The following is a 21,058-nucleotide window of genomic DNA, read 5'->3' on the forward strand; positions in this document are numbered from 1 at the left end:
GGAATGAAAAAGTACCTGGTTATGCTGATGGCGCTGCTGTTTGCCGCGCCGGGCTGGAGCGAAACGCTGCGCGTGTTCTGTTCCGGCGGGATGTATCCCGTGGTGGAGAGCCTGAAAGCCGATTACGAAAAGCGCAGCGGCAATCAGCTGACGCTGGAAGCCGCGCCATCAATGGGCGACACGCCGCAGGCGATCCCGAATCGCCTGAAGCGGCACGACGACGCCGACGTGCTGGTCATGGTTGATTACGCCATCAAACCGCTGGCGCAGCAGGTGAAAAGTGACACGCACCAGGTGCTGGCGCACTCCTGGATTGCGATGGCGGTGAAGCAGGGCAGGCCAGCGCCCGATATCAGCAGCGTCGCGAAGTTCAAACAGGTGCTGACCGAAGCCTCAAGCATCGCTGTCTCAGACAGCGCCAGCGGGCGCTATATCCGCAGCGAAATGCTGAAAAAGCTGAACCTTGGCGAGCAGACGGCGAAAAAGGTGAAGGTGATCCCCGCGACGCCGGTTGGCGAAGCTGTTGCAGAGGGCAAAGCGCCAATCGGTTTTCAGCAGAACAGCGAGCTAAAGGCGGTGAAGGGCATTACCATCGTCGGTCTTATTCCACCTGCGGTGCAGCAGGATACTCTTTACGGGGCGGTTGTAACTGCCTCCAGCAAACAGCCGCAGGCGGCGGACGACTTTGTACACTATCTGCAAAGCGATCGGGCGAAAGCTGTGATGCGTGACAAGGGGCTGACGCCGTTTTAAAGGCAATAAAAAACCCCGGCGAGCCGGGGTTTTTAACGATGGAGCGATTAGTCGTCCAGGAAGCTGCGCAGCACTTCTGAACGGCTCGGGTGGCGCAGCTTACGCAGCGCTTTCGCTTCAATCTGACGAATACGCTCACGCGTTACGTCGAACTGTTTGCCCACCTCTTCCAGCGTATGGTCGGTGTTCATATCGATGCCGAAACGCATGCGCAGCACTTTGGCTTCACGCGCGGTCAGGCCCGCCAGCACGTCGTGGGTGGCTGAACGCAGGCTCTCGGAGGTAGCAGAGTCAAGCGGCAGCTCCAGCGTGGTGTCTTCGATAAAGTCGCCCAGATGCGAATCTTCGTCGTCGCCAATCGGCGTCTCCATAGAGATCGGCTCTTTGGCGATCTTCAACACTTTGCGGATCTTGTCTTCCGGCATCAGCATACGCTCGGCCAGCTCTTCCGGCGTCGGCTCGCGGCCCATCTCCTGCAGCATCTGGCGCGAAATACGGTTGAGCTTGTTGATGGTCTCAATCATATGCACCGGAATACGGATGGTACGCGCCTGGTCGGCGATAGAGCGGGTGATCGCCTGACGGATCCACCATGTGGCATAGGTAGAGAACTTATAACCACGACGGTATTCAAATTTATCAACCGCTTTCATCAGGCCGATGTTGCCTTCCTGAATCAGGTCGAGGAACTGCAGACCGCGGTTGGTGTATTTTTTCGCAATTGAAATCACCAGACGCAGGTTCGCCTCTACCATCTCTTTCTTCGCACGACGCGCTTTCGCTTCGCCGATAGACATGCGACGGTTGATATCTTTAACCTGCTCGATGGTCAGGCCGGTCTCTTCTTCGATCTGATGCAGTTTCTGCAGGCAGCGCATCACATCTTCTTCTACTTCTTTCAGCTTCTCTGACCAGGGTTTATTCATGGCCAGCGCGGCTTTGAACCAGCTCTCGCTGGTCTCGTTGCCGGTAAACAGCGTGATGAAGTTTTTCTTCGGCATTTTGCACAGTTCAACGCACAGCTTCATGATGATGCGCTCTTGCGTACGCACGCGCTCCATCATCTCGCGCATGTTGTTGACCAGGTAGTCGAACTGCTTCGGCACCAGGCGGAACTGCTTAAAGACGTCAGAAAGGTTCTGAATTTCTTTTACTGCGTCAGCATGACTGCGACCTTTGCTCTTGATGACGGTGCGGGTCGTTTCATACTGCGTGCGCAGCTCGACGAATTTCTCGCGCGCCAGCTCCGGATCGATAGAGTTATCGTCATCGGAATTGTCGTCTTCGCTCTCTTCGTCTTCATCTTCGTCGTCGTCGCGGTCTTCTTCAGACAGCTCGGAGCCGACGTGGGTGGCGGTAGGCGCCAGATCTTCTTCAGCGTTTGGATCCACGAAGCCGGTGATCAGGTCGGAGAGGCGAGACTCGCCCGCTTCGACTTTGTCGTACTGCTCCAGCAGATAGGTAATGGCTTCCGGGTATTCCGCAACCGAACATTGTACCTGGTTGATACCGTCTTCGATGCGCTTGGCAATGTCGATTTCGCCTTCGCGCGTCAGCAGCTCAACGGTACCCATTTCACGCATATACATGCGTACAGGGTCGGTGGTGCGGCCAATTTCAGATTCTACGCTGGATAACACCTGAGCGGCGGCTTCCGCGGCATCTTCGTCAGTATCGGCGCTGTTTTCGTTCAGCATCAGATCGTCGGCGTCAGGGGCTTCTTCCACCACCTGAATACCCATATCGTTAATCATCTGGATGATGTCTTCGATCTGATCGGAGTCGACGATATCTTCCGGCAGATGGTCATTGACCTCAGCATAGGTCAGATAGCCTTGCTCCTTACCACGGGTGACAAGCAGCTTAAGCTGTGACTGCGGGTTTTGCTCCATAAGACGGTATCCACACTTCTGTTAATTAGATTGGTGTCGGTCGGCAGCGAGCCAACTATAACAGTGAAGGCGTTGTATTATTGCCGCTGCCTTCGTCGCGGCCAGGGCTTTTGCCCATTGTATATCGGCACTTAAGCCGCTTTGAATATGTTCCGGGCCTGGCGTGTTCGCCCTTTCAGCCCTTACAGGTTAACGTCTCCGGCTTGGCTTATCGCGTCACTAAGCCTCGGCTTGCGGCGCTACGCCCCAGAAACGAATGGGTCAGACATGCGCCTTTGACTACGCGCAACAGTCTGACCCACTGTAAATTCTACTTTTTCGCCAGCGCCTGGCTTAACGTCCAGAATTCGCGGCGTTCTTCCGCGCTTAAACCCTGAGTGCGATCGCGGGCAATTAGCTCTTCCAGACGCTGCTCCAGCGCGGCGTCGTAAATGCTCGCCAGCGAGTCATGGAACACCGCTTCAACTTCCTCATCCACTATCATGTGGTTCCATGTGGCTAAGGTTTCAAGCGTCTGACTAAAATTTGTTCCGCGATATAACTCTAGTAGCTGTCCGGTAGTCAATCCAGGATTCTCATTGCAACGCCTGACTAATTCAGCAAACAGCGGTAAACCCGCCATTTTTACCTGGTCCAGTCCGTCAAGCGCCGGTACCAGCGTCGCCAGCTGCGGATTCTGTACCAGCAGCGCTACCAGCACACGCATCGTGGTGCGCTTCAGCGGCGGTGCCGTCGGCGCAGCGCCGCCAGGTGCCAGCTTCGGCATCAGCTTCTCTAGCTGGTTATCGTCAAGAATGCCGAGTTTATTACCCAGTTCCTGACGCATATAGATGCGCAGGGTCTCGCCTGGAATCTGCGTGATCAACGGCAGCGCCAGCGTACTCAGGCGCGCTTTACCGTCGCGCGTGCTCAGGTCCACCTGCGGCAACAGCGAGTCGAACAGGAAAGAGGAGAGCGGCATCGCCTGCTCCATACGCGCTTCAAACGCGTCTTTACCCTCTTTACGTACCAGCGTGTCCGGATCTTCGCCGTCAGGCAAAAACATAAAGCGTAGCTGACGTCCGTCATTCATGTAAGGCAATGCGGTTTCCAGCGCGCGCCACGCGGCTTCCCGACCCGCGCGATCGCCGTCGTAACAGCAGATCACGGTATCGGTGCTGCGGAACAGCAGCTGGATATGCTCCGCCGTCGTGGAGGTGCCCAGCGAGGCTACCGCGTAATCAATGCCAAACTGCGCCAGCGCCACCACATCCATATAGCCTTCTACTACAAGCAGGCGAGCAGGCTGCGGATGATTCTTCTGCGCTTCATACAGACCGTAAAGCTGACGGCCCTTGTGAAAAATGGGCGTTTCCGGCGAGTTCAGGTACTTCGGCGTATCGTTGCCCAGTACGCGGCCGCCGAAGCCAATCACGCGTCCGCGCTTATCGCGGATGGGAAACATGACGCGCTCGCGGAAGCGGTCGTAGGTGCGGCCCTTGTCGTTGGAGACCAGCATGCCGGCTTCCATCAGGGACTCGCGATCGTCCTTATTGCTGCCGAAACGTTTTAACACGTTGTCCCAGCCCGCCGGCGCGAAGCCGATGGCGAAATGCTCGATGACCTCGGCGCTTAAGCCGCGGTTGCTGAGATAGTCGCGCGCCGCTTGTGCGTGAGACTGCGTCAGGCTTTGCTGATAAAAACCGTTGAGGTTCTCCATCAGCTGATACAGGCTCTGGCGCTGATGGCGTTCCATCTGGCTCGGTCCGCTGCCCGCTTCATAGGGCACTTCCAGACCGTGTTGCGTCGCCAGCTCTTCGATGCTCTCGACAAATTCCAGTCGATCGTAATTCATCAAAAAGTCGATGGCGTTGCCGTGAGCGCCGCAGCCAAAGCAGTGATAAAACTGCTTCTCGCCGTTTACGGTGAAAGAGGGGGTTTTCTCATTGTGGAAAGGACAACACGCGTGGAAGTTCTTACCCTGCTTTTTCAGCTTAACGCGGGCATCGATCAGATCCACGATATCCGTGCGGGCAAGCAGATCATTGATAAAAACGCGTGGGATTCTTCCAGCCATAAGCCCCAGATTTTCAGCTCATAAACGGCAACAAGCCGCGCTTCCTTTCGGAAAGCACGGCCTCTTACGTGACTCTGTCTGCGTTTAACACGCGGTGGAGGCGAACCTCCGGAAGAACTTAGTACAGACGAGTGCGGCGTGCGTTTTCGCGAGCCAGTTTTTTGGCGTGACGCTTAACTGCTGACGCTTTAGCGCGCTTACGTTCTGTGGTCGGTTTTTCATAGAACTCACGACGACGAACTTCAGCCAGAACGCCTGCTTTCTCGCAGGAACGCTTGAAGCGACGCAGTGCTACGTCGAATGGCTCGTTTTCACGTACTTTAATTACCGGCATGTAACTCTCACCTCGATAAAATTCGGTTTTTGCTGCTGACTGCGGCGCCAGCACTTTTCAAAATGGTGCAGCATTTTACTCCAACGTGAGTCGGTTTGTAAAGCACCATGGACAATTAAGAACCAACAGGAGCGTTTGCCGATGCGGCTGCCGGTTTTTTTCAAGGGTGCGGAGTATAGCGCACTCTTTGCGCGCCACGGAATCACTTTTTGCAGCGAAAGCGTCGACGAACGAAGGCGTTGCTATGCTACACTGCGCGCCGCAAGTAAGAGGTAAGCGCTATGCGAATTTTGGGTATTGAAACATCCTGCGATGAAACCGGCATCGCAATCTATGATGACGAAGCGGGTCTGCTCGCCAATCAGCTTTACAGCCAGGTGAAACTGCACGCCGATTATGGCGGCGTGGTGCCGGAACTGGCGTCGCGCGATCACGTGCGCAAAACCGTCCCGCTGATTCAGGCGGCGCTGAAACAGGCGAACCTGCAGCCGCAACAGATCGACGCCGTCGCCTATACGGCGGGGCCGGGTCTGGTCGGCGCGCTGCTGGTCGGCGCCACCATCGGACGCGCGCTGGCCTTTGCGTGGAAGGTGCCTGCGGTGCCGGTACATCATATGGAAGGCCATCTGCTGGCGCCGATGCTGGAAGAGAATCCGCCGCAGTTTCCGTTCGTGGCGCTGCTGGTATCGGGCGGTCACACCCAGCTGATTAGCGTAACCGGCATCGGCGAATATGCGCTGCTGGGCGAATCCATCGACGATGCCGCAGGCGAAGCTTTTGATAAAACCGCCAAGCTGCTGGGGCTGGACTATCCCGGCGGCCCGATGCTGTCGAAAATAGCGCAGCAGGGCGTCGCGGGACGCTTTACCTTTCCGCGCCCGATGACCGATCGGCCCGGACTGGACTTCAGTTTCTCCGGTCTGAAGACCTTTGCCGCCAACACCATTCGCGAAAATGCGGACGATGCGCAAACCCATGCCGACATCGCGCGCGCTTTCGAGGATGCGGTGGTCGATACCCTGATGATCAAATGCAAACGCGCGCTGGAGCAAACCGGCTTTAAGCGGCTGGTGATTGCGGGAGGCGTCAGCGCCAACCGCACGCTGCGCGATCGCATGGCGCAGATGATGCAGGGACGCGGCGGCGAAGTTTTCTATGCGCGTCCGGAGTTCTGCACCGACAACGGCGCGATGATCGCCTATGCGGGCATGGTACGGCTGAAAGGCGGCACGCGCGGCGGGCTGGGAGTCAGCGTACGGCCTCGCTGGCCGCTGGCGGAGCTGCCCGCTATCTGATGTAAAGATGGGGTTTTCTAATCCCTGACAGAGCCGACAGCCTCGGCTCTGTTATTCCTCTTTGCGCGTTTTTTTGCGCTTCCAGATTTTACTCTCCTGACCGCGCCACAAACGCTGAATATTGTCGTGATGACGCAGCAGAATCAGGCATGACAGCATCGACACCGGAAAGGTGAACTGCGGCTTAAACCACCAGACGTAGAAGGGCGCAATCAGCGCGCTGACAATTGCCCCCAGCGACGAGTAGCCGCTCAGCAGCACCGTCAGCAGCCAGGTGCCGGTCATCAGCCCGGTTAAATCCCAGCCGATCGGCGCGATGGCGCCCAGCGCGGTCGCAACGCCTTTGCCGCCGCGAAAGCGGAAAAAGACCGGATAGATATGGCCAAGACAGGCCGCAATAGCGGTAAGGCCAAGATAAAGCGGGGCGAGATGCAGCAGGTACGCCAGCCAGACCGGCACCATGCCTTTGAGGATATCGAAAACCAAAACGCAGGCCGCTGCGGCTTTGCCGCCGATGCGCAACACGTTGGTCGCGCCAGGATTACCTGAACCCTGAGTGCGCGGATCGGGCAGTCCGGCGATTTTGCAGACCAGAATGGCGCTCGAAATCGAACCGCAAAGATACGCGAAAAAAATCATACCAGGCGCGATAGCACTCATATTACCGTACCGTTTCCTTTAGGGTCGTTTTGTCTTCGTTAACCGTGGATAATACGCATTATACGCCGGAAGTGGTATCCGGCTTAGCCAAAAACAGAGAGTGTCATCATGGATATCGTTTTTATCGAACAACTTACGGTGTTCACCACCATTGGCGTTTACGACTGGGAACAGGGCATTCAGCAGAAGCTGGTGCTCGATGTCGAAATGGCGTGGGACAACCGCCAGGCGGCGCGCAGCGACGATGTAAACCACTGTTTAAGCTATGCCGACGTCTCTGAGGCGATCCTGACGCACCTCAGCGGTACGCGCTTCGCGCTGGTTGAGCGCGTAGCGGAGGAAATTGCGGATCTGCTGATGACGCGTTTCGGTACGCCAGGCGTGCGTATCCGGGTCGCCAAACCGGGCGCGGTTGCGCAGGCAAATCAGGTCGGCGTGCGCATCGAGCGCGGGACTATTCCTAAATGAATACGTTGTGATTGCCATCACAGTGAAACCAAACCAAATTATTGTCTGCCATACGCTCTGCCGGTGCGTTGTTAAACGCTAAGGGCGCCGAAAGCCTTAAGGTTTCCCTCAGGCTGACGATGGCAGAATTTCAGGCGGAAGCAAAATCGCGACCGCCTTTTTAATGGGTTTGAAACGGACATAAGGAAAATTTGATGGCAGATATTCATCAGCTTTGGGTAGCTGCAATCCTGGGCGTCGTGGAGGGGCTAACGGAATTCCTGCCTGTCTCTTCCACGGGGCACATGATTATTGTCGGCCACCTGCTGGGCTTTGAGGGCGATAAAGCAGAAACCTTCGAAGTGGTGATCCAGCTTGGATCCATACTCGCCGTGGTGGTGATGTTCTGGCGTCGTCTCTTTGGATTAATCGGCATTCATTTTGGCGAAGTAAAGCATGAAGGCGTGGGCCGCGGGCATCTGACGCTGATCCATATCCTGCTGGGAATGGTTCCGGCGGTCGTCATCGGGCTGGTGCTGCACGACCAGATCAAAACGCTGTTCAACCCGATTAACGTCACCTACGCGCTGGTGGTCGGCGGCCTGCTGCTGCTGGCGGCGGAATACCTGAAGCCGAAACAGCCAAAAGCGGTGGGGATTGACGATATTACCTATCGCCAGGCCTTTATGATCGGCTGCTTCCAGTGCCTTGCGCTCTGGCCGGGCTTCTCTCGCTCCGGCGCTACCATTTCCGGCGGCATGCTGATGGGCGTTAGTCGTTACGCCGCGTCAGAGTTCTCTTTTATTCTCGCTGTGCCGATGATGATGGGTGCTACCGGCCTCGATCTCTATAAAAGCATCGGCTTCCTGACGATGAGCGATTTTCCGATGTTCGCCGTCGGTTTCGTGACCGCGTTTATCGTGGCGCTGATTGCGATTAAAGCCTTCCTTGAGCTGATTAAACGCATTTCGTTCGTCTCTTTCGCCATCTACCGCTTTATCGTAGCGGCAGCCGTCTACGCTATCTTTATGTAATGCCTGCGCGGCCAGCCATCAGGCTGGCCGCATCTCCGCAATTCCTTGCGCCACGGCGGCAATACGACGCCGCGTCAGCTCTTCTCTTACCTTAGCGCCTTTGAAACCCGCCTCGATGACCGCTTTGGTCGGCACCGATTGCGCCAGCGCAAACGCCTGACGCAGATAGTCGCCCTGCGGATAGGCCATGCTTTCGAGTCCGGCGCGGCCGCGCGCGTCCGCTTCGCTGGTCAGCGCTATCTGCTCTACCCGATGGGGTTTGCGCCAGGCGTCGATACGATCGAACAGCGCCACTAGGGCGTCGGCGGACTGGCGTTCAATGGTATGCACCACGTCGTGATATTCCGTAACGATCAGCGCCAGATCGCGAATAGCGTTCGGCACGCGCAGACGCTGACAGAGCGCCTCGACCAGCGGCACACCCGCCGCGCCGTGTCCGTGATGGCTCGGCCACTTCTCTGGCGGCGTCAGCGCTTTGCCGACGTCGTGGAACAGCGTAGCGAAACGCACATCGACTTCATCCGACAGCGATGCCGCCAGCGTCAGCGTCATCAGCGTATGCACGCCGGTGTCGATCTCCGGATGCCACTTCGCCGGCGCGGGAATGCCGAACAGCCTGTCAAGCTCCGGGAACAGCACTTCAAGCGCGCCGCAGTCGCGCAGCACCTGAAAATAGACCTGCGGATTGCGCGAGGTCAGCGCTTTCTCCGTCTCTTTCCAGACGCGCTCGGCGGTAAGATGACTTAGCTCGCCGCTCTCCGCCATCTGGCGCATCAGCGCCTGCGTCTCTTCGGCAATACGGAAATTAAGATGCGCGAAACGCGCGGCGAAGCGCGCCACGCGCAGTACACGCAGCGGATCTTCATTAAAGGCGTCAGAAACGTGGCGCAACAGACGCCTCTGTAGATCGCGTAGTCCATGAAAGGGATCGATCAGATCGCCGCTTTCCGTCTGCGCAATGGCATTGATGGTCAGATCGCGGCGTTGTAGATCCTGTTCCAGCGTTACATCGGGCGCGGACCAGGTGACAAAACCCGTATAGCCATTGCCGCTTTTCCGTTCGGTGCGCGCCAGCGCGTATTCTTCGCGGCTTTTCGGATGGAGAAATACCGGGAAATCGCGGCCGACCTGCTGGAAACCCTGTGCCAGCATCGCTTCAGGCGTCGCGCCGACTACCACCCAGTCCCGGTCCTTGACCGGCAGTTTTAACAGCGCATCGCGAACGGCGCCGCCTACTAAATAGGTCTTCACTCAACAACTCCAGAGATAATAAATAAGGCGCGCCGCAGGGCAAATTCGCCGCTGAACATTCAGCACGCTTGTTGCTCTATTGTTGCACACAATGGCCAGATTGCAGGCATGACAGAAAGGACATCAAAGGATGCCCTTAAAAGGACATCAAAGGATGCCCTTAAAATAGTGACCTTACAGCGGGCCTTGTCACCCGCGCCGACCCGGTCGCGTATGACAAGAAAGCGCGGAAGAAGGCTTAGTTCATCCAGCGATCTTTTTTCTTGCGGCGCGGCACCATATGCGGCAACACCAGCCCCAGCAGCAGGCCGACGCCCAGCACGCCGCCGCCATACATAAACCACTGCATGATGATGGTGCGCTGTTTGTCATCCAGCTGAACGTTGGCGGCGCTGACCTTTTTCTGCGCCACGATCAGCTCATTTTTCAGCTTCTGGTTTTCTTCTTTCAGCCCGTTGATCACGCTGTCGCTGTTGGCGACTTTATTCTGCATTTCCGAGGTGCGCTGGTTCCAGCTGTTATCGATATTGCCCAGCTTAGCGGTAAGATCTTTTACCTGCTGCTCCAGCTGCGGCACGCGCGTGCGCAGGCTGGGTTCGGCGCTGAGCTGCGAAAGCGGGATCCAGACGGTACGGCCTTCCGAGTCGCGGATCTGGCCGTAATTCGTGTCGGTGTTAGTTTGCACCAGCTGCACTTCTTCACCCGCGTTCAGCTTGCCGAGCAGGCGAAACTGGTCGCCCGGTCCGCTGCGAACCCAGGTGGATAATTCGTCGGAGATGTAGCGTTTTTCGTCTGCATGGGCTGGCGTGAGCGTACTAATAGCCAACAAGGTAAGGCCTGCGATTACAATTTTTTTCATTCGATGTCGTTTTAGCTTGGGGGTCTGTAAATTTACCGGCACAGTCTGGAACCGCCTCGCATAAATCTGAATGAGAACTATCCTGGTCTCATTTCCCTGCGAAAAGGGTAGCGAAAGCGCAAAGAAAGCAGAGACAGCACGCCTTCAGTGCATTAATCTTCGCCAGATAACCCTCGTAAGTGCCAGCAGCGTATTGAATAAAAAATTATGACCATCGAAATCGAGCTAAAGTTCATTGCCACCCCTGACGCCGCCAGCAAGCTGGCGCAAACCCTCGCCGGTTTTCCCCACCAGCACCATGCCGCGCGCGCGTTAAGCAACGTCTATTTTGAGACGGATGACAACCAGCTGCGTCGTTGGGATATGGGCCTGCGTATTCGCGGCGTTGACGGTCATCACGAGATGACGCTCAAAACCGCCGGAAAAACCCTCGGCGGCCTGCATCAGCGTGCGGAATACAATATCGACCTGCCCGAAGCGAAACTGGATATCGCGCGACTGCCCGCTGAGGTCTGGCCGCAGGGCACCGACATCGCCGCGCTGCAGCAGCGGCTGCAGCCGCTCTTCAGCACCCATTTCCAGCGTGAAACCTGGCTGGTTCAGGTGGGCGAAAGCGAAGTGGAAGTGGCGTTCGATCGCGGCGCAGTCGCCACAGAGACGCTGAGCGAAGATCTCTTTGAGGTGGAGCTGGAGCTGAAAAGCGGTCAGCGCAACGACATGATGACCTTCGCCCGGCAGCTTATCGCAAACGGCGGCCTGCGTCTGGGGAGCCTGAGCAAAGCGGCGCGGGGCTACCAGCTGGCGCAGGGCAATCCGCCGCGTCCGCTGCGTCCGTTCCCGCTGTTAAAGGCCGCGCCGAAAGCGACGGTAGAAGAGGGGATGGTCACCGCCATGTCCAGCGCCCTCAGCCACTGGCAGTATCATGAAGAGGTCTGGCTGCGCGGCAATCCCGAGGCGCAGCACAGCGTCGTCGAGGCGCTGGAAGCGCTGCGTCAGGCCTTTTCTCTGTTCGGCGCGCTGGTGCCGCGCAAGGCGAGCAGCGAGCTGCGCCAGAAACTCACCACGCTGGAAGAGATCCTCGCCGAACCGGTAAAAGATGCGCAGGCGCTGAGCTTTTCAGCGCTCTCCGTCGAAACCCAGTTAGCGCTTACTCACTGGCTGGTGGAGTCGCAGTGGCAGCCCTGGATCGATGCAAAGAATCAGGCGAAGCTCGACGGCTCCTTTAAGCGCTTCAGCGACATTATGTTGAGCCGTATCGCGGCGGATCTGAAAGAGACCTTCAGCGATGTGCAGCAGGCGAACGAATATCACGACAAAGCGACGCGCCTGTCGCGCCAACTGCTGGCGGTGCATCTGCTGGCGGGCGCCTATGCGCCGGAAGCCGTTGCCGTCTGGCTGTCGCCGTGGGAGCAGCTGCAGCAGTCTATAGCGCAAAATCAGGATCGCTGGCTGAAATCGCTGGCGGCTCAGGCGATTCGCCAGCCCGCCTTCTGGCTGAACAGCAGCGCGCCACGATGATCTAATCCATCAGGGAGAGAAGATGTTGCCGCAGTTACCCGCAGAGTTACAGGCGCAGGCGGCCAGCGTGGCTGAGCGCCTCGGCCTTGCCGCTGATGTCCTGACCGACGCGCAGCGCGCCGCGCTGGCCTTCAGTGATTTCATTGCTGAAAACCTGCAGCGTCAGCCGGAGTGGTGGCTGGCGCTCCAGCAGCAACCGCCGCAGCCGGATGAATGGCAGCACTACGCGCGCTGGCTGGATGACGACATCGCCGCGGTCGACAGCGAGGCAGCGCTGATGCGCGCGCTGCGGCTGTTCCGCCGCCGCATGCTGGTGCGCATCGCCTGGATGCAGTGCCTGCACGACGCGAGCACCGAACAGAGCCTGCAACAGCTTAGCGTACTGGCGGAAGTGCTGATTGGCCGCGCGCGTGACTGGGTGTATCAGGCGTGCTGCCGGGATTTCGGCACGCCCTGCAACAGCGCGGGCGAGCCGCAGCCGATGCTTATCCTCGGCATGGGCAAGCTGGGCGGCGGCGAGCTTAACTTCTCTTCCGATATCGACCTTATCTTTGCCTGGCCGGAAAACGGCGCGACGCGCGGCGGCCGACGCGAGCTGGATAATGCGCAGTTTTTTACGCGCATGGGACAGCGGCTTATTAAGGTACTGGATCAGCCCACCATGGACGGCTTCGTCTACCGCGTCGATATGCGGCTGCGTCCTTTCGGCGACAGCGGCCCGCTGGTGCTGAGCTTCGCCGCGCTGGAGGATTACTATCAGGAGCAGGGCCGCGACTGGGAGCGCTATGCGATGGTTAAGGCGCGCCTGATGGGCGACGATCAGGATCGCTGGAGCCAGGAGCTGCAGCAGATGCTGCGCCCGTTTATCTATCGCCGCTATATCGACTTCAGCGTGATTCAGTCGCTGCGCAATATGAAGAGCATGATCACGCGCGAAGTGCGGCGGCGCGGTCTGACCAACAATATTAAGCTGGGCGCGGGCGGCATCCGCGAAACCGAATTTATCGTGCAGGTGTTTCAGCTGATACGTGGCGGACGTGAGCGCTCGCTACAGCAGCGCTCCCTGCTGCCGACGCTCTCAGCCATTGGCGAGCTGGCGCTGCTGACAGCAGAGCAGGTCGCTACGCTGCGCGAGGCTTACCTTTTCCTGCGTCGTCTGGAGAACCTGCTGCAAAGCATTGCCGACGAACAGACCCAGACGCTGCCGACCGATCCGCTCAATCGCGCGCGGCTCGCCTGGGCGATAGGCGCAGAGAGCTGGCCCGCCCTGACGGCGCAGCTTGAAACGCATATGGCGGCGGTGCGCGCTATCTTCGACGAACTGATCGGCGAAGATATCCCTGAAATCAGCGATCAGCCTGAGCTGCAGGAGTTCAGCAGCATGTGGCAGGATTCGCTGGAGGATGCGGAGCTGGCGCCACTGGTACCGCAGTTAGGCGATGACCAGCGACGTTCGCTGCATCGTGCGCTGGAGGATTTTCGTCAGGACATTAGCCGTCGCACTATCGGTCCACGCGGGCGGCTGGCGATCGATCAGCTTATGCCGCGCCTGTTGAGCGAAGTGTGTCCGCGCGACGACGCCGCCGTGACCTTCAGCCGCCTTGTTCCGCTGCTGCTGGGCGTGCTGACGCGCAGCACCTATCTTGAACTCCTGACCGAATATCACGGCGCCCTGCGGCATTTAATCCGCCTCTGCGCGGCATCGCCGATGATCGCCAGCCAGCTGGCGCGCTATCCGCTGCTGCTGGATGAGCTGCTCGATCCCGCAACGCTCTATCAGCCGACCGCCACCGACGCCTACCGCGACGAGCTGCGCCAGTATCTGATGCGTATTCCCGTTGATGATGAAGAGCAGCAGCTTGAGGCGGTGCGCCAGTTTAAACAGGCGCAGCTGCTGCGCATTGCGGCGGCGGATATCGCAGGAACGCTGCCGGTGATGAAAGTGAGCGATCACTTAACATGGCTGGCGGAAGCGATTATCGAATCGGTGGTGCAACAGGCGTGGCTGATGATGGTGCAGCGCTACGGGCGGCCGGGACATCTGAAAAGCGAGAGCGAGCGCGGCTTCGCGGTGCTGGGCTACGGCAAGCTGGGCGGCTGGGAGCTGGGCTACAGCTCCGATCTCGATCTGGTATTCCTCCATGACTGTCCGGCAGAGACGGTCACGGACGGAGAACGCAGCATTGATGGCCGCCAGTTCTATCTGCGGCTGGCGCAGCGCATTATGCATCTCTTTAGCACTCGCACCGCCTCAGGCATTCTCTACGAGGTGGACGCGCGGCTGCGGCCTTCCGGCGCCGCGGGCATGCTGGTCAGCACCTTTGACGCCTTTGACGACTATCAGCGCCACGAGGCATGGACCTGGGAGCATCAGGCGCTGGTGCGCGCCCGCGTGGTATTTGGCGATGACGCGCTGGCCGGACGCTTTAATGCGATTCGCCGCGCTATTCTCTGCCTGCCGCGCGCGCCTGAAGCGCTGCAAAAAGAGGTACGGGAAATGCGCGAAAAAATGCGCGCGTACCTCAGCAACAAACATAAAGGACGCTGGGAGATTAAAACCGACCAGGGCGGCATTACCGATATTGAATTCATCGCGCAATATCTGGTCTTAGCCTGGGCCGCCGAACAGCCTGAACTGACGCGCTGGTCCGACAATGTGCGTATCTTCGAGCTGGCGGCGCGCTATAACAAAATGCCGGAAGAGGAAGCGCAGGCGCTGACGCATGCCTATGTCACGCTGCGTGACGCGCTGCATCATCTGGCGTTGCAGGAGCTGCCCGCCCATGTCGAGCCGGACGCCTTTGCCGCCGAGCGGCAAACCGTAATGGCAAGCTGGCAGCGCTGGCTGGCGTCGCCGCTAACACCTTAAGCGCCTGTTGATAGCGCGGATCGCATCTGTGCTATCATCCGCGCACTATTTTTACTGCAGTCTGGAGTGTCTGGAATGAAAGTTACTTTGCCCGCGTTCGACCGTGCTTCGGTGCTGGTCGTAGGCGATGTGATGTTGGATCGCTACTGGTATGGCCCAACCAGCCGTATCTCTCCTGAAGCGCCGGTGCCGGTGGTGAAAGTGGACGCTATCGAAGAGCGTCCCGGCGGCGCGGCAAACGTGGCGATGAACATTGCAGCGCTGGGCGCCGCTTCGCAGCTGATCGGCTTAACCGGCGAAGATGATGCGGCGCGCGTGCTGAGCGAAACGCTGAAAAACGTCAACGTGCGCTGTGACTTCGTTGCGGTCAAAACCCATCCTACCATCACCAAACTGCGCGTATTGTCACGCAATCAGCAGCTGCTCCGTCTCGATTTCGAAGAGGGTTTTGAGCAGGTCGACCCGGAACCTATTCATCAGCGGCTGCGTCAGTCGCTGGCGGCCGCCGGCGCGCTGGTGCTCTCCGACTATGCGAAAGGCGCGCTCTCCAGCGTGCAGACCATGATCCAGCTGGCGCGCGAGGCGAATGTGCCGGTGCTGATCGATCCTAAAGGCACCGACTTTGAGCGCTATCGCGGCGCGACGCTGCTTACGCCGAACCTGTCGGAGTTTGAGGCGGTAGTCGGCAAATGCAAAAGCGAAGAAGAGATTGTCAGCCGCGGCATGCAGCTGGTGGCGGATTACGAACTCTCCGCGCTGCTGGTGACGCGCTCTGAAAACGGCATGACGCTGCTCCAGCCTGGCAAAGCGCCGCTGCATCTGCCGACGCAGGCGCAGGAGGTCTTTGACGTAACCGGCGCGGGCGATACCGTTATCGGCGTGCTGGCGGCAACGCTGGCGGCGGGCGATTCCCTTGAAGAGGCGTGCTTTATGGCGAACGCGGCGGCGGGCGTCGTGGTCGGCAAGCTGGGTACCTCTACGGTCAGCCCGGTCGAGCTGGAAAACGCCATTCATGCGCGTCCGGACGAAGGCTTCGGCATCATGAACGAAGCGCAGCTTAAAATCGCGGTAGAGCAGGCACGCAAGCGCGGCGAGAAAGTGGTGATGACTAACGGCGTGTTCGATATTCTGCACGCGGGCCATGTCTCTTACCTGGCCAATGCGCGCAAGCTGGGCGATCGCCTGATCGTGGCGGTCAACAGCGATGCCTCGACGAAACGCCTGAAAGGCGACAGCCGTCCGGTGAACCCGCTGGTCAATCGTATGATTGTGCTCGGCGCGCTGGAAGCGGTGGACTGGGTAGTGGCGTTTGAAGAAGATACGCCGCAGCGTCTGATCGCAGGCGTTTTGCCCGATCTGCTGGTAAAAGGCGGTGATTACAAGCCGGAAGATATCGCGGGCAGCAAAGAGGTGTGGGCAAACGGCGGCGACGTGCGCGTGCTTAACTTTGAGGACGGCATCTCTACCACAAACATCATTAAAACCATTCGCGGCGAGTAATGATGCGGGCGGGCGCGTCGCGCCCGCCATAAATGCTTACTGCGGCGTGTCGATTTTACCTGCCGGATCGGGCGTAACGACTGCCGGAGCTGGCGCGGAAGGCTGATGGCTTTCCAGCTGCGCCAGGCGCTGTTCCAGCGCGGCCAGCTTTTCACGCGTGCGCAGCAGCACCTGCGTCTGCACGTCGAACTCTTCACGATTAACCAAATCCATACGTGTCAGCTGCGCCTGCAGAACCTGGCGGATTTTCTTTTCGACATCGTCGCCAAATTCACGAATCCCTTTGGGCATCGCCTCGTGCACCTGACGCGCAAGTTGTTCAATTTTTTTCGTGTCGATCATGATGATTTCCTGGTTTCGTGTTGCTGGTGACAGCAGGGGTTGGATCCTGATAAGGGTTAAGTGTAATGCCTGAAACGAAAAGGTTAAACCCGAAATCGATACGGCGGGAAGGGCAAAACGCTCCCGGTGATGATTAACCTGTCTGTGCGCCAGAGAGCGTCCGATCGCAAAAGCGTAAAACCCGGCCTCCTTGCCTGCTCGCCCCGCCATTTTCCTGACGCGCGGCTTGCACTCTCTTTGCCGCTGATGAGCACTCTATACAGCCTGAAATGCAAAAGCATTTGCGGTTTTGTCGATTGCCCGGTCTGTGGATTGGCGCTATAGTAATTTTGCTTATTCTCAGGGCGGGGCGAAATTCCCCACCGGCGGTAAATCAGCAGTAGCTGAAAGCCCGCGAGCGCTTCCCGGCAACGGGAAGGTCAGCAGATCCGGTGTAATTCCGGGGCCGACGGTTAAAGTCCGGATGGGAGAGGGTAACGACATCTGCCGGGCTACGCCCGCTTCGCGTTATTGCCATGTCTTAATGACATCACTCCTAAGCTCGCCCTGATTCTGGTAACTCATATATTTTATAAGGCTTTATTACCATGAATCAGACGCTTCTTTCTGAATTTGGCACGCCGGAACAGCGTGTAGAACGTGCAGTGGCTGCGCTCCGTGAAGGACGCGGCGTGATGGTGCTTGACGACGAAGACCGCGAGAACGAAGGCGATATGATCTTCGCAGCGGAAACCATGACCGTTGAGCAGATGGCGCTGACCATCCGCCACGGCAGCGGCATTGTTTGCCTCTGCCTGACCGAAGAGCGTCGTCAGCAGCTTGAGCTGCCGATGATGGTGGAGAACAACACTAGCTCTTACGGCACCGGTTTTACGGTTACCATTGAAGCTGCTGAAGGCGTAACCACCGGCGTTTCAGCTAAAGATCGCATCACGACTATTCGCGCGGCGATTGCTGATAACGCGAAGCCGAGCGATCTCAATCGTCCTGGCCATGTTTTCCCATTGCGCGCGCGCGACGGCGGCGTTCTGGCACGCGGCGGCCATACCGAAGCGACTATCGATCTGGTGACGCTGGCGGGCTTTAAGCCAGCAGGCGTGCTATGTGAACTGACCAACGACGACGGCACTATGGCGCACGCGCCGGAAGCTATTGTCTTCGCTAAAGCGAACAATATGCCGGTGGTCACCATTGAAGATCTGGTCGCTTACCGCCGCGCGCGCGAAACGCGCCAGGCCAGCTAAGCTGAGCCGCTAATGAAGAAGAAACGGGCCCGTTAGCGGCCCGTTTTTTTTTAGCTGCTGGCGCTTAGCTTAAGTCGCTTACCTGCAGCAGCGCGAGACTTGCGCCCATCACCGTCATGCCGCACAGCACGCCATAGCTCGGATTGTTATGGGGATCGATCTCGCGCGCCAGCGGCATAAGCTCATCCACCGACAGTGCCACCATAATTCCCGCGACAGCCGCCATCACCGCAGCGATAACCACTGGCGACAGCACTGGACCGAGTAGCAAAAACGCCAGAAGTCCACCGAGGATCTCCGCCATTCCAGAGACGCACGCCCAGAACAGCGCTTTGCTTTTCGAGCCGGTGGCGGCGTACATAGGCCCGGCTACTGCCAGACCTTCAGGAATATTGTGTATAGCCACCGCCAGCGCGATGCCCAGTCCCAGTTCCATATCGCTGCTGGCGGTGACATAGGTCGCGACGCCTTCGGGAAAATTATGCAGGCTGATGCCCAGCGTCAACAGGATAGCTGTGCGGCGCAGTTTCGCCGGTTGACGCTGCGCCGCCATCAAATCCTGCGGATGCTGATGCGGCAGCAGGCGATCGAGCGCGAAATAACCGAGCAGGCCCAGCATAAACATGCCGTAACCGAGTATGGGCGATATGCCTTCGGTGCGCAGCGCGGTCGGCAGCATCTCCATTAGCGAAATCAGCAGCATAATCCCCGCCGCAAAGCCGAGCGCAAAGGCCAGCATACGGTTGGACGGCTTCTGTCCCAGCACGCCGAATATCGCGCCGATAAAGGTGGCGCCGCCAGCCAGCACGGTAAGCAGCAGAGGTACCGACATCGCATTCTCCTTAATGATAATCATTCGCATAAAATTAGCGATAACCCTACGAAACGTCGAGTTAATTTTGGTAAAGATGTGTCGGCCTTTTTTTATTCAAAATCACTGATGGACTTCATCACGTTTATGCGCGTTTCCGCCGCAGTTAAAGGGCGTATCGTTACCCGACAGAGAATAGGTGAGGATAAATGATGCAAACACGTATGCCCGCGCTGTTTCTGGGACACGGCAGCCCGATGAACGTGCTGGAAGAGAACCGCTATACGCAGGCCTGGCGTCAGGCGGGTGATACGTTGCCGCGTCCGCGCGCGATTGTCGCGGTATCGGCGCACTGGTACACGCGCGGCACGGCGGTCACGGCGATGAAAGATCCGCGCACGATCCATGACTTCGGCGGTTTCCCGCAGGCGCTGTTCGATACGCGCTATCCCGCGCCAGGTTCGCCTGCGCTGGCGCAGGAGATCGCAGATACGCTCGCGCCGGTAGAGGTGCGCCTCGACCATGAGTGGGGATTCGATCACGGCAGCTGGGGTGTGCTGATCAAGATGTATCCTGACGCCGATATTCCAGTAGTTCAGCTCAGCGTGGATGCGACGCAGCCGCCTGCCTGGCACTTTGAGCAGGGCAAAAAGCTGGCAGCGCTGCGCGACAGCGGCGTGATGATCGTCGCCAGCGGCAACGTGGTGCACAACCTGCGCAAGGTGCGCTGGGACGAAACGGCGGAGGCCTGGCCCTGGGCGCAGCGCTTTAATCAATTCGTGCAGGATAATCTGACCTTTCAGGGCAACGCCGCCGCGCATCCGCTGGTGAACTTTATGCAGCATCCGGACGCAGCGCTGTCGAATCCGACGCCGGAGCACTATCTGCCGCTGCTCTATGTACTGGGTACGCGTCAGTCTGACGAGCCGGTAACTGTGCCGGTAAACGGCATTGAGATGGGTGCTATCAGCATGCTGTCGGTACAGGTGGGCTAAAAGAAAAGCGGGCCAGCGCGGCCCGCCTTGTTTACTCGATAAAGGCGTGAGGATAGAAGCGCGACAGATCCTGCGTGATCAGGTCGCGATCCTCGCGCAGACCTATGCCAGCTGGCTGATCGTCAATCAGCCAGCTGCCGATCAGCGTATAGCTGTCGCCGAACTTCGGCAGCGGGTAGAACTGCTGCACAATCATGCCTTCTTCGCCATACGGCCCGTCGACGCGCGCAACCTCCTGACCGTTTTCCACGATGCGAATATTGGCGCCTTCGCGTGAGAACAGCGGCTTAACCACATATTTATCCATGTGCGGCACGCTGTCTTCAGCGAAATAAGCGGGCAGCAGATTGGGGTGGTTGGGAAACATCTGCCACAGCAGGGGCAGCAGCGCCTTGTTGGAGACGATGCTCTTCCAGGCGGGTTCCAGCCAGCGTACGCCCGCATCTGCCAGCTTGGTGGAGAAGATCTCGCGCAGCATAAACTCCCACGGATAGAGCTTGAACAGGTTGCTGATTACCTGATCCTGCACGTCGGTGAACTGTCCTTTATCACCGAGGCCGATGTCGTCAATGTAGAGAAATTCGTTCGGCAATCCAGCTTCGTTAGCGCAGTCCTGCAGATACTGCACCGTACCGCGATCCTCTTCGGTATCGCGGCAGCAGGCGAAGTGCAGCCACTGAAAGCCATGCTGCTGATGCAGCGCAGCGAAACGCTCGATAATCTTCTCCTGCAGACTGTTGAACTGATCGCTGCCCGCGGGCAGTTGCCCGGCGTTAAGCTGATCCTCCAGCCAGATCCACTGAAAAAAAGCTGCTTCATAAAGCGAGGTCGGCGTGTCCGCATTGTTCTCCAGCAGCTTTGCGTCGCCCTTGCCGTCCCAGGCGAGATCCAGACGCGAGTAGAGTGACGGCTGACGCAGCTTCCAGGAATCACGTACGAAATCCCAGGTGTGTTTCGGAATGCGGAATTTCTCCAGCAGCTGTTCGCTGCTGACCACTTTTTCCACCACCTGCAGACACATCTGGTGCAGTTCCGCCGTGGTCGCTTCCAGTTTCTCTATTTGCGCCAGGGTGAACTGGTAGTAGGCATCCTCGCACCAGTACGGCTCGCCGTGCATGGTGTGAAAATTAAAGCCATATTCCGTCGCTTTTGCGCGCCAGTCAGGACGCTCGTTAATCGCAATGCGTTGCATATCGGC

At 58.3% G+C, this 21,058-nt stretch carries 18 protein-coding genes and 1 riboswitch; of the genes, 9 read left to right on the plus strand and 9 right to left on the minus strand.

Translation table 11 applies throughout. The features are described 5' to 3' along the window. The first annotated feature begins 3 nt into the window (after nucleotides 1–3). A complete protein-coding gene (locus MHZ89_RS15540; protein WP_311783773.1) occupies nucleotides 4–753 on the plus strand; it encodes a substrate-binding domain-containing protein in 750 nt (249 codons plus the stop codon). A gap of 47 nt (nucleotides 754–800) precedes the next feature. On the opposite strand, the gene rpoD is transcribed toward MHZ89_RS15540, so the two are convergent. The 3 genes from rpoD to rpsU all read right to left on the minus strand — a co-directional run bounded on the left by rpoD (nucleotide 801) and on the right by rpsU (nucleotide 5,035). Next, entirely contained in the window at nucleotides 801–2,645 is a 1,845-nt protein-coding gene (rpoD, locus tag MHZ89_RS15545; RefSeq protein WP_311783774.1) for an RNA polymerase sigma factor RpoD, read from the minus strand. Between the two features lie 310 nt (nucleotides 2,646–2,955). Then, the gene (dnaG, locus tag MHZ89_RS15550) at nucleotides 2,956–4,701 is read right to left on the minus strand and encodes a DNA primase (protein ID WP_311783775.1); all 1,746 of its coding nucleotides are present in this window, start codon (nucleotides 4,699–4,701) and stop codon (nucleotides 2,956–2,958) included. Between the two features lie 118 nt (nucleotides 4,702–4,819). Then, on the minus strand, nucleotides 4,820–5,035 hold the full coding sequence (gene rpsU, locus MHZ89_RS15555; RefSeq protein ID WP_001144069.1) for a 30S ribosomal protein S21: 216 nt from the start codon (nucleotides 5,033–5,035) through the stop codon (nucleotides 4,820–4,822). Nucleotides 5,036–5,316: 281 nt separating this feature from the next. Between rpsU and tsaD the strand changes: the two genes are divergently transcribed. Continuing rightward, the gene (gene tsaD / locus MHZ89_RS15560; RefSeq protein WP_311783776.1) at nucleotides 5,317–6,330 is read left to right on the plus strand and encodes a tRNA (adenosine(37)-N6)-threonylcarbamoyltransferase complex transferase subunit TsaD; all 1,014 of its coding nucleotides are present in this window, start codon (nucleotides 5,317–5,319) and stop codon (nucleotides 6,328–6,330) included. 51 nt (nucleotides 6,331–6,381) lie between these two features. On the opposite strand, the gene plsY is transcribed toward tsaD, so the two are convergent. Beyond that, a complete protein-coding gene (plsY, locus tag MHZ89_RS15565) occupies nucleotides 6,382–6,990 on the minus strand; it encodes a glycerol-3-phosphate 1-O-acyltransferase PlsY (protein WP_311783777.1) in 609 nt (202 codons plus the stop codon). Between the two features lie 108 nt (nucleotides 6,991–7,098). Between plsY and folB the strand changes: the two genes are divergently transcribed. Both folB and bacA read left to right on the plus strand, forming a co-directional pair. Beyond that, a complete protein-coding gene (folB, locus tag MHZ89_RS15570) occupies nucleotides 7,099–7,458 on the plus strand; it encodes a bifunctional dihydroneopterin aldolase/7,8-dihydroneopterin epimerase (protein ID WP_120454810.1) in 360 nt (119 codons plus the stop codon). 194 nt (nucleotides 7,459–7,652) lie between these two features. Beyond that, nucleotides 7,653–8,471 (plus strand): undecaprenyl-diphosphate phosphatase, encoded by an 819-nt coding sequence (gene bacA, locus MHZ89_RS15575; protein WP_126690330.1) that lies wholly within the window; start codon nucleotides 7,653–7,655, stop codon nucleotides 8,469–8,471. 18 nt (nucleotides 8,472–8,489) lie between these two features. Here bacA and MHZ89_RS15580 read toward each other — a convergent pair whose 3' ends face one another. Both MHZ89_RS15580 and MHZ89_RS15585 read right to left on the minus strand, forming a co-directional pair. Next, the gene (locus tag MHZ89_RS15580; RefSeq protein WP_311783778.1) at nucleotides 8,490–9,722 is read right to left on the minus strand and encodes a multifunctional CCA addition/repair protein; all 1,233 of its coding nucleotides are present in this window, start codon (nucleotides 9,720–9,722) and stop codon (nucleotides 8,490–8,492) included. A gap of 238 nt (nucleotides 9,723–9,960) precedes the next feature. Beyond that, nucleotides 9,961–10,581, minus strand: coding sequence for a TIGR04211 family SH3 domain-containing protein (locus MHZ89_RS15585; protein ID WP_311783779.1), 621 nt, complete (start codon nucleotides 10,579–10,581; stop codon nucleotides 9,961–9,963). 207 nt (nucleotides 10,582–10,788) lie between these two features. On the opposite strand from MHZ89_RS15585, the gene MHZ89_RS15590 reads away from it, so the two are divergent. The 3 genes from MHZ89_RS15590 (at nucleotide 10,789) to hldE (ending at nucleotide 16,468) form a co-directional block, all read left to right on the plus strand. After that, the gene (locus MHZ89_RS15590; protein WP_311783780.1) at nucleotides 10,789–12,099 is read left to right on the plus strand and encodes an inorganic triphosphatase; all 1,311 of its coding nucleotides are present in this window, start codon (nucleotides 10,789–10,791) and stop codon (nucleotides 12,097–12,099) included. 22 nt (nucleotides 12,100–12,121) lie between these two features. Next, a complete protein-coding gene (glnE, locus tag MHZ89_RS15595; protein ID WP_311783781.1) occupies nucleotides 12,122–14,968 on the plus strand; it encodes a bifunctional [glutamate--ammonia ligase]-adenylyl-L-tyrosine phosphorylase/[glutamate--ammonia-ligase] adenylyltransferase in 2,847 nt (948 codons plus the stop codon). A 75-nt stretch (nucleotides 14,969–15,043) separates the two neighbouring features. Further along, nucleotides 15,044–16,468 (plus strand): bifunctional D-glycero-beta-D-manno-heptose-7-phosphate kinase/D-glycero-beta-D-manno-heptose 1-phosphate adenylyltransferase HldE, encoded by a 1,425-nt coding sequence (hldE, locus tag MHZ89_RS15600; RefSeq protein ID WP_311783782.1) that lies wholly within the window; start codon nucleotides 15,044–15,046, stop codon nucleotides 16,466–16,468. Between the two features lie 36 nt (nucleotides 16,469–16,504). Here the strand turns inward: hldE and ubiK are convergent, their stop codons facing one another. Next, nucleotides 16,505–16,810, minus strand: coding sequence for a ubiquinone biosynthesis accessory factor UbiK (gene ubiK / locus MHZ89_RS15605; protein WP_033752486.1), 306 nt, complete (start codon nucleotides 16,808–16,810; stop codon nucleotides 16,505–16,507). A 331-nt stretch (nucleotides 16,811–17,141) separates the two neighbouring features. After that, nucleotides 17,142–17,289: riboswitch (FMN riboswitch) on the plus strand. 108 nt (nucleotides 17,290–17,397) lie between these two features. On the opposite strand from ubiK, the gene ribB reads away from it, so the two are divergent. Then, complete coding sequence (gene ribB / locus MHZ89_RS15610; protein ID WP_311783783.1) at nucleotides 17,398–18,054, plus strand: 3,4-dihydroxy-2-butanone-4-phosphate synthase; 657 nt, start codon at nucleotides 17,398–17,400, stop codon at nucleotides 18,052–18,054. A 64-nt stretch (nucleotides 18,055–18,118) separates the two neighbouring features. On the opposite strand, the gene zupT is transcribed toward ribB, so the two are convergent. After that, nucleotides 18,119–18,886, minus strand: a complete 768-nt coding sequence (gene zupT / locus MHZ89_RS15615) for a zinc transporter ZupT (protein WP_311783784.1) — start codon at nucleotides 18,884–18,886, stop codon at nucleotides 18,119–18,121. A gap of 188 nt (nucleotides 18,887–19,074) precedes the next feature. On the opposite strand from zupT, the gene ygiD reads away from it, so the two are divergent. Beyond that, complete coding sequence (gene ygiD, locus MHZ89_RS15620) at nucleotides 19,075–19,860, plus strand: 4,5-DOPA dioxygenase extradiol (protein ID WP_311783785.1); 786 nt, start codon at nucleotides 19,075–19,077, stop codon at nucleotides 19,858–19,860. Nucleotides 19,861–19,891: 31 nt separating this feature from the next. Here ygiD and MHZ89_RS15625 read toward each other — a convergent pair whose 3' ends face one another. Next, a complete protein-coding gene (locus MHZ89_RS15625; RefSeq protein WP_311783786.1) occupies nucleotides 19,892–21,052 on the minus strand; it encodes a glutathionylspermidine synthase family protein in 1,161 nt (386 codons plus the stop codon). Between the last annotated feature and the right edge of the window lie 6 nt (nucleotides 21,053–21,058).

The sequence above is a fragment of the Pantoea sp. ACRSB genome (assembly GCF_022346905.1).
Lineage (GTDB): Bacteria > Pseudomonadota > Gammaproteobacteria > Enterobacterales > Enterobacteriaceae > Pantoea > Pantoea piersonii.

Excerpts from the sequence above, each read along its gene's own strand:
- hldE (WP_311783782.1), top strand. The coding sequence starts at position 15,044 with ATGAAAGTTACTTTGCCCGCGTTCGACCGTGCTTCGGTGCTGGTCGTA.
- rpsU (WP_001144069.1), bottom strand. The coding sequence starts at position 5,035 with ATGCCGGTAATTAAAGTACGTGAAAACGAGCCATTCGACGTAGCACTG.
- bacA (WP_126690330.1), top strand. The coding sequence starts at position 7,653 with ATGGCAGATATTCATCAGCTTTGGGTAGCTGCAATCCTGGGCGTCGTG.
- zupT (WP_311783784.1), bottom strand. The coding sequence starts at position 18,886 with ATGTCGGTACCTCTGCTGCTTACCGTGCTGGCTGGCGGCGCCACCTTT.
- MHZ89_RS15540 (WP_311783773.1), top strand. The coding sequence starts at position 4 with ATGAAAAAGTACCTGGTTATGCTGATGGCGCTGCTGTTTGCCGCGCCG.
- dnaG (WP_311783775.1), bottom strand. The coding sequence starts at position 4,701 with ATGGCTGGAAGAATCCCACGCGTTTTTATCAATGATCTGCTTGCCCGC.
- ribB (WP_311783783.1), top strand. The coding sequence starts at position 17,398 with ATGAATCAGACGCTTCTTTCTGAATTTGGCACGCCGGAACAGCGTGTA.
- ygiD (WP_311783785.1), top strand. The coding sequence starts at position 19,075 with ATGATGCAAACACGTATGCCCGCGCTGTTTCTGGGACACGGCAGCCCG.
- rpoD (WP_311783774.1), bottom strand. The coding sequence starts at position 2,645 with ATGGAGCAAAACCCGCAGTCACAGCTTAAGCTGCTTGTCACCCGTGGT.
- folB (WP_120454810.1), top strand. The coding sequence starts at position 7,099 with ATGGATATCGTTTTTATCGAACAACTTACGGTGTTCACCACCATTGGC.
- glnE (WP_311783781.1), top strand. The coding sequence starts at position 12,122 with ATGTTGCCGCAGTTACCCGCAGAGTTACAGGCGCAGGCGGCCAGCGTG.
- MHZ89_RS15625 (WP_311783786.1), bottom strand. The coding sequence starts at position 21,052 with ATGCAACGCATTGCGATTAACGAGCGTCCTGACTGGCGCGCAAAAGCG.
- plsY (WP_311783777.1), bottom strand. The coding sequence starts at position 6,990 with ATGAGTGCTATCGCGCCTGGTATGATTTTTTTCGCGTATCTTTGCGGT.
- tsaD (WP_311783776.1), top strand. The coding sequence starts at position 5,317 with ATGCGAATTTTGGGTATTGAAACATCCTGCGATGAAACCGGCATCGCA.
- ubiK (WP_033752486.1), bottom strand. The coding sequence starts at position 16,810 with ATGATCGACACGAAAAAAATTGAACAACTTGCGCGTCAGGTGCACGAG.
- MHZ89_RS15585 (WP_311783779.1), bottom strand. The coding sequence starts at position 10,581 with ATGAAAAAAATTGTAATCGCAGGCCTTACCTTGTTGGCTATTAGTACG.
- MHZ89_RS15590 (WP_311783780.1), top strand. The coding sequence starts at position 10,789 with ATGACCATCGAAATCGAGCTAAAGTTCATTGCCACCCCTGACGCCGCC.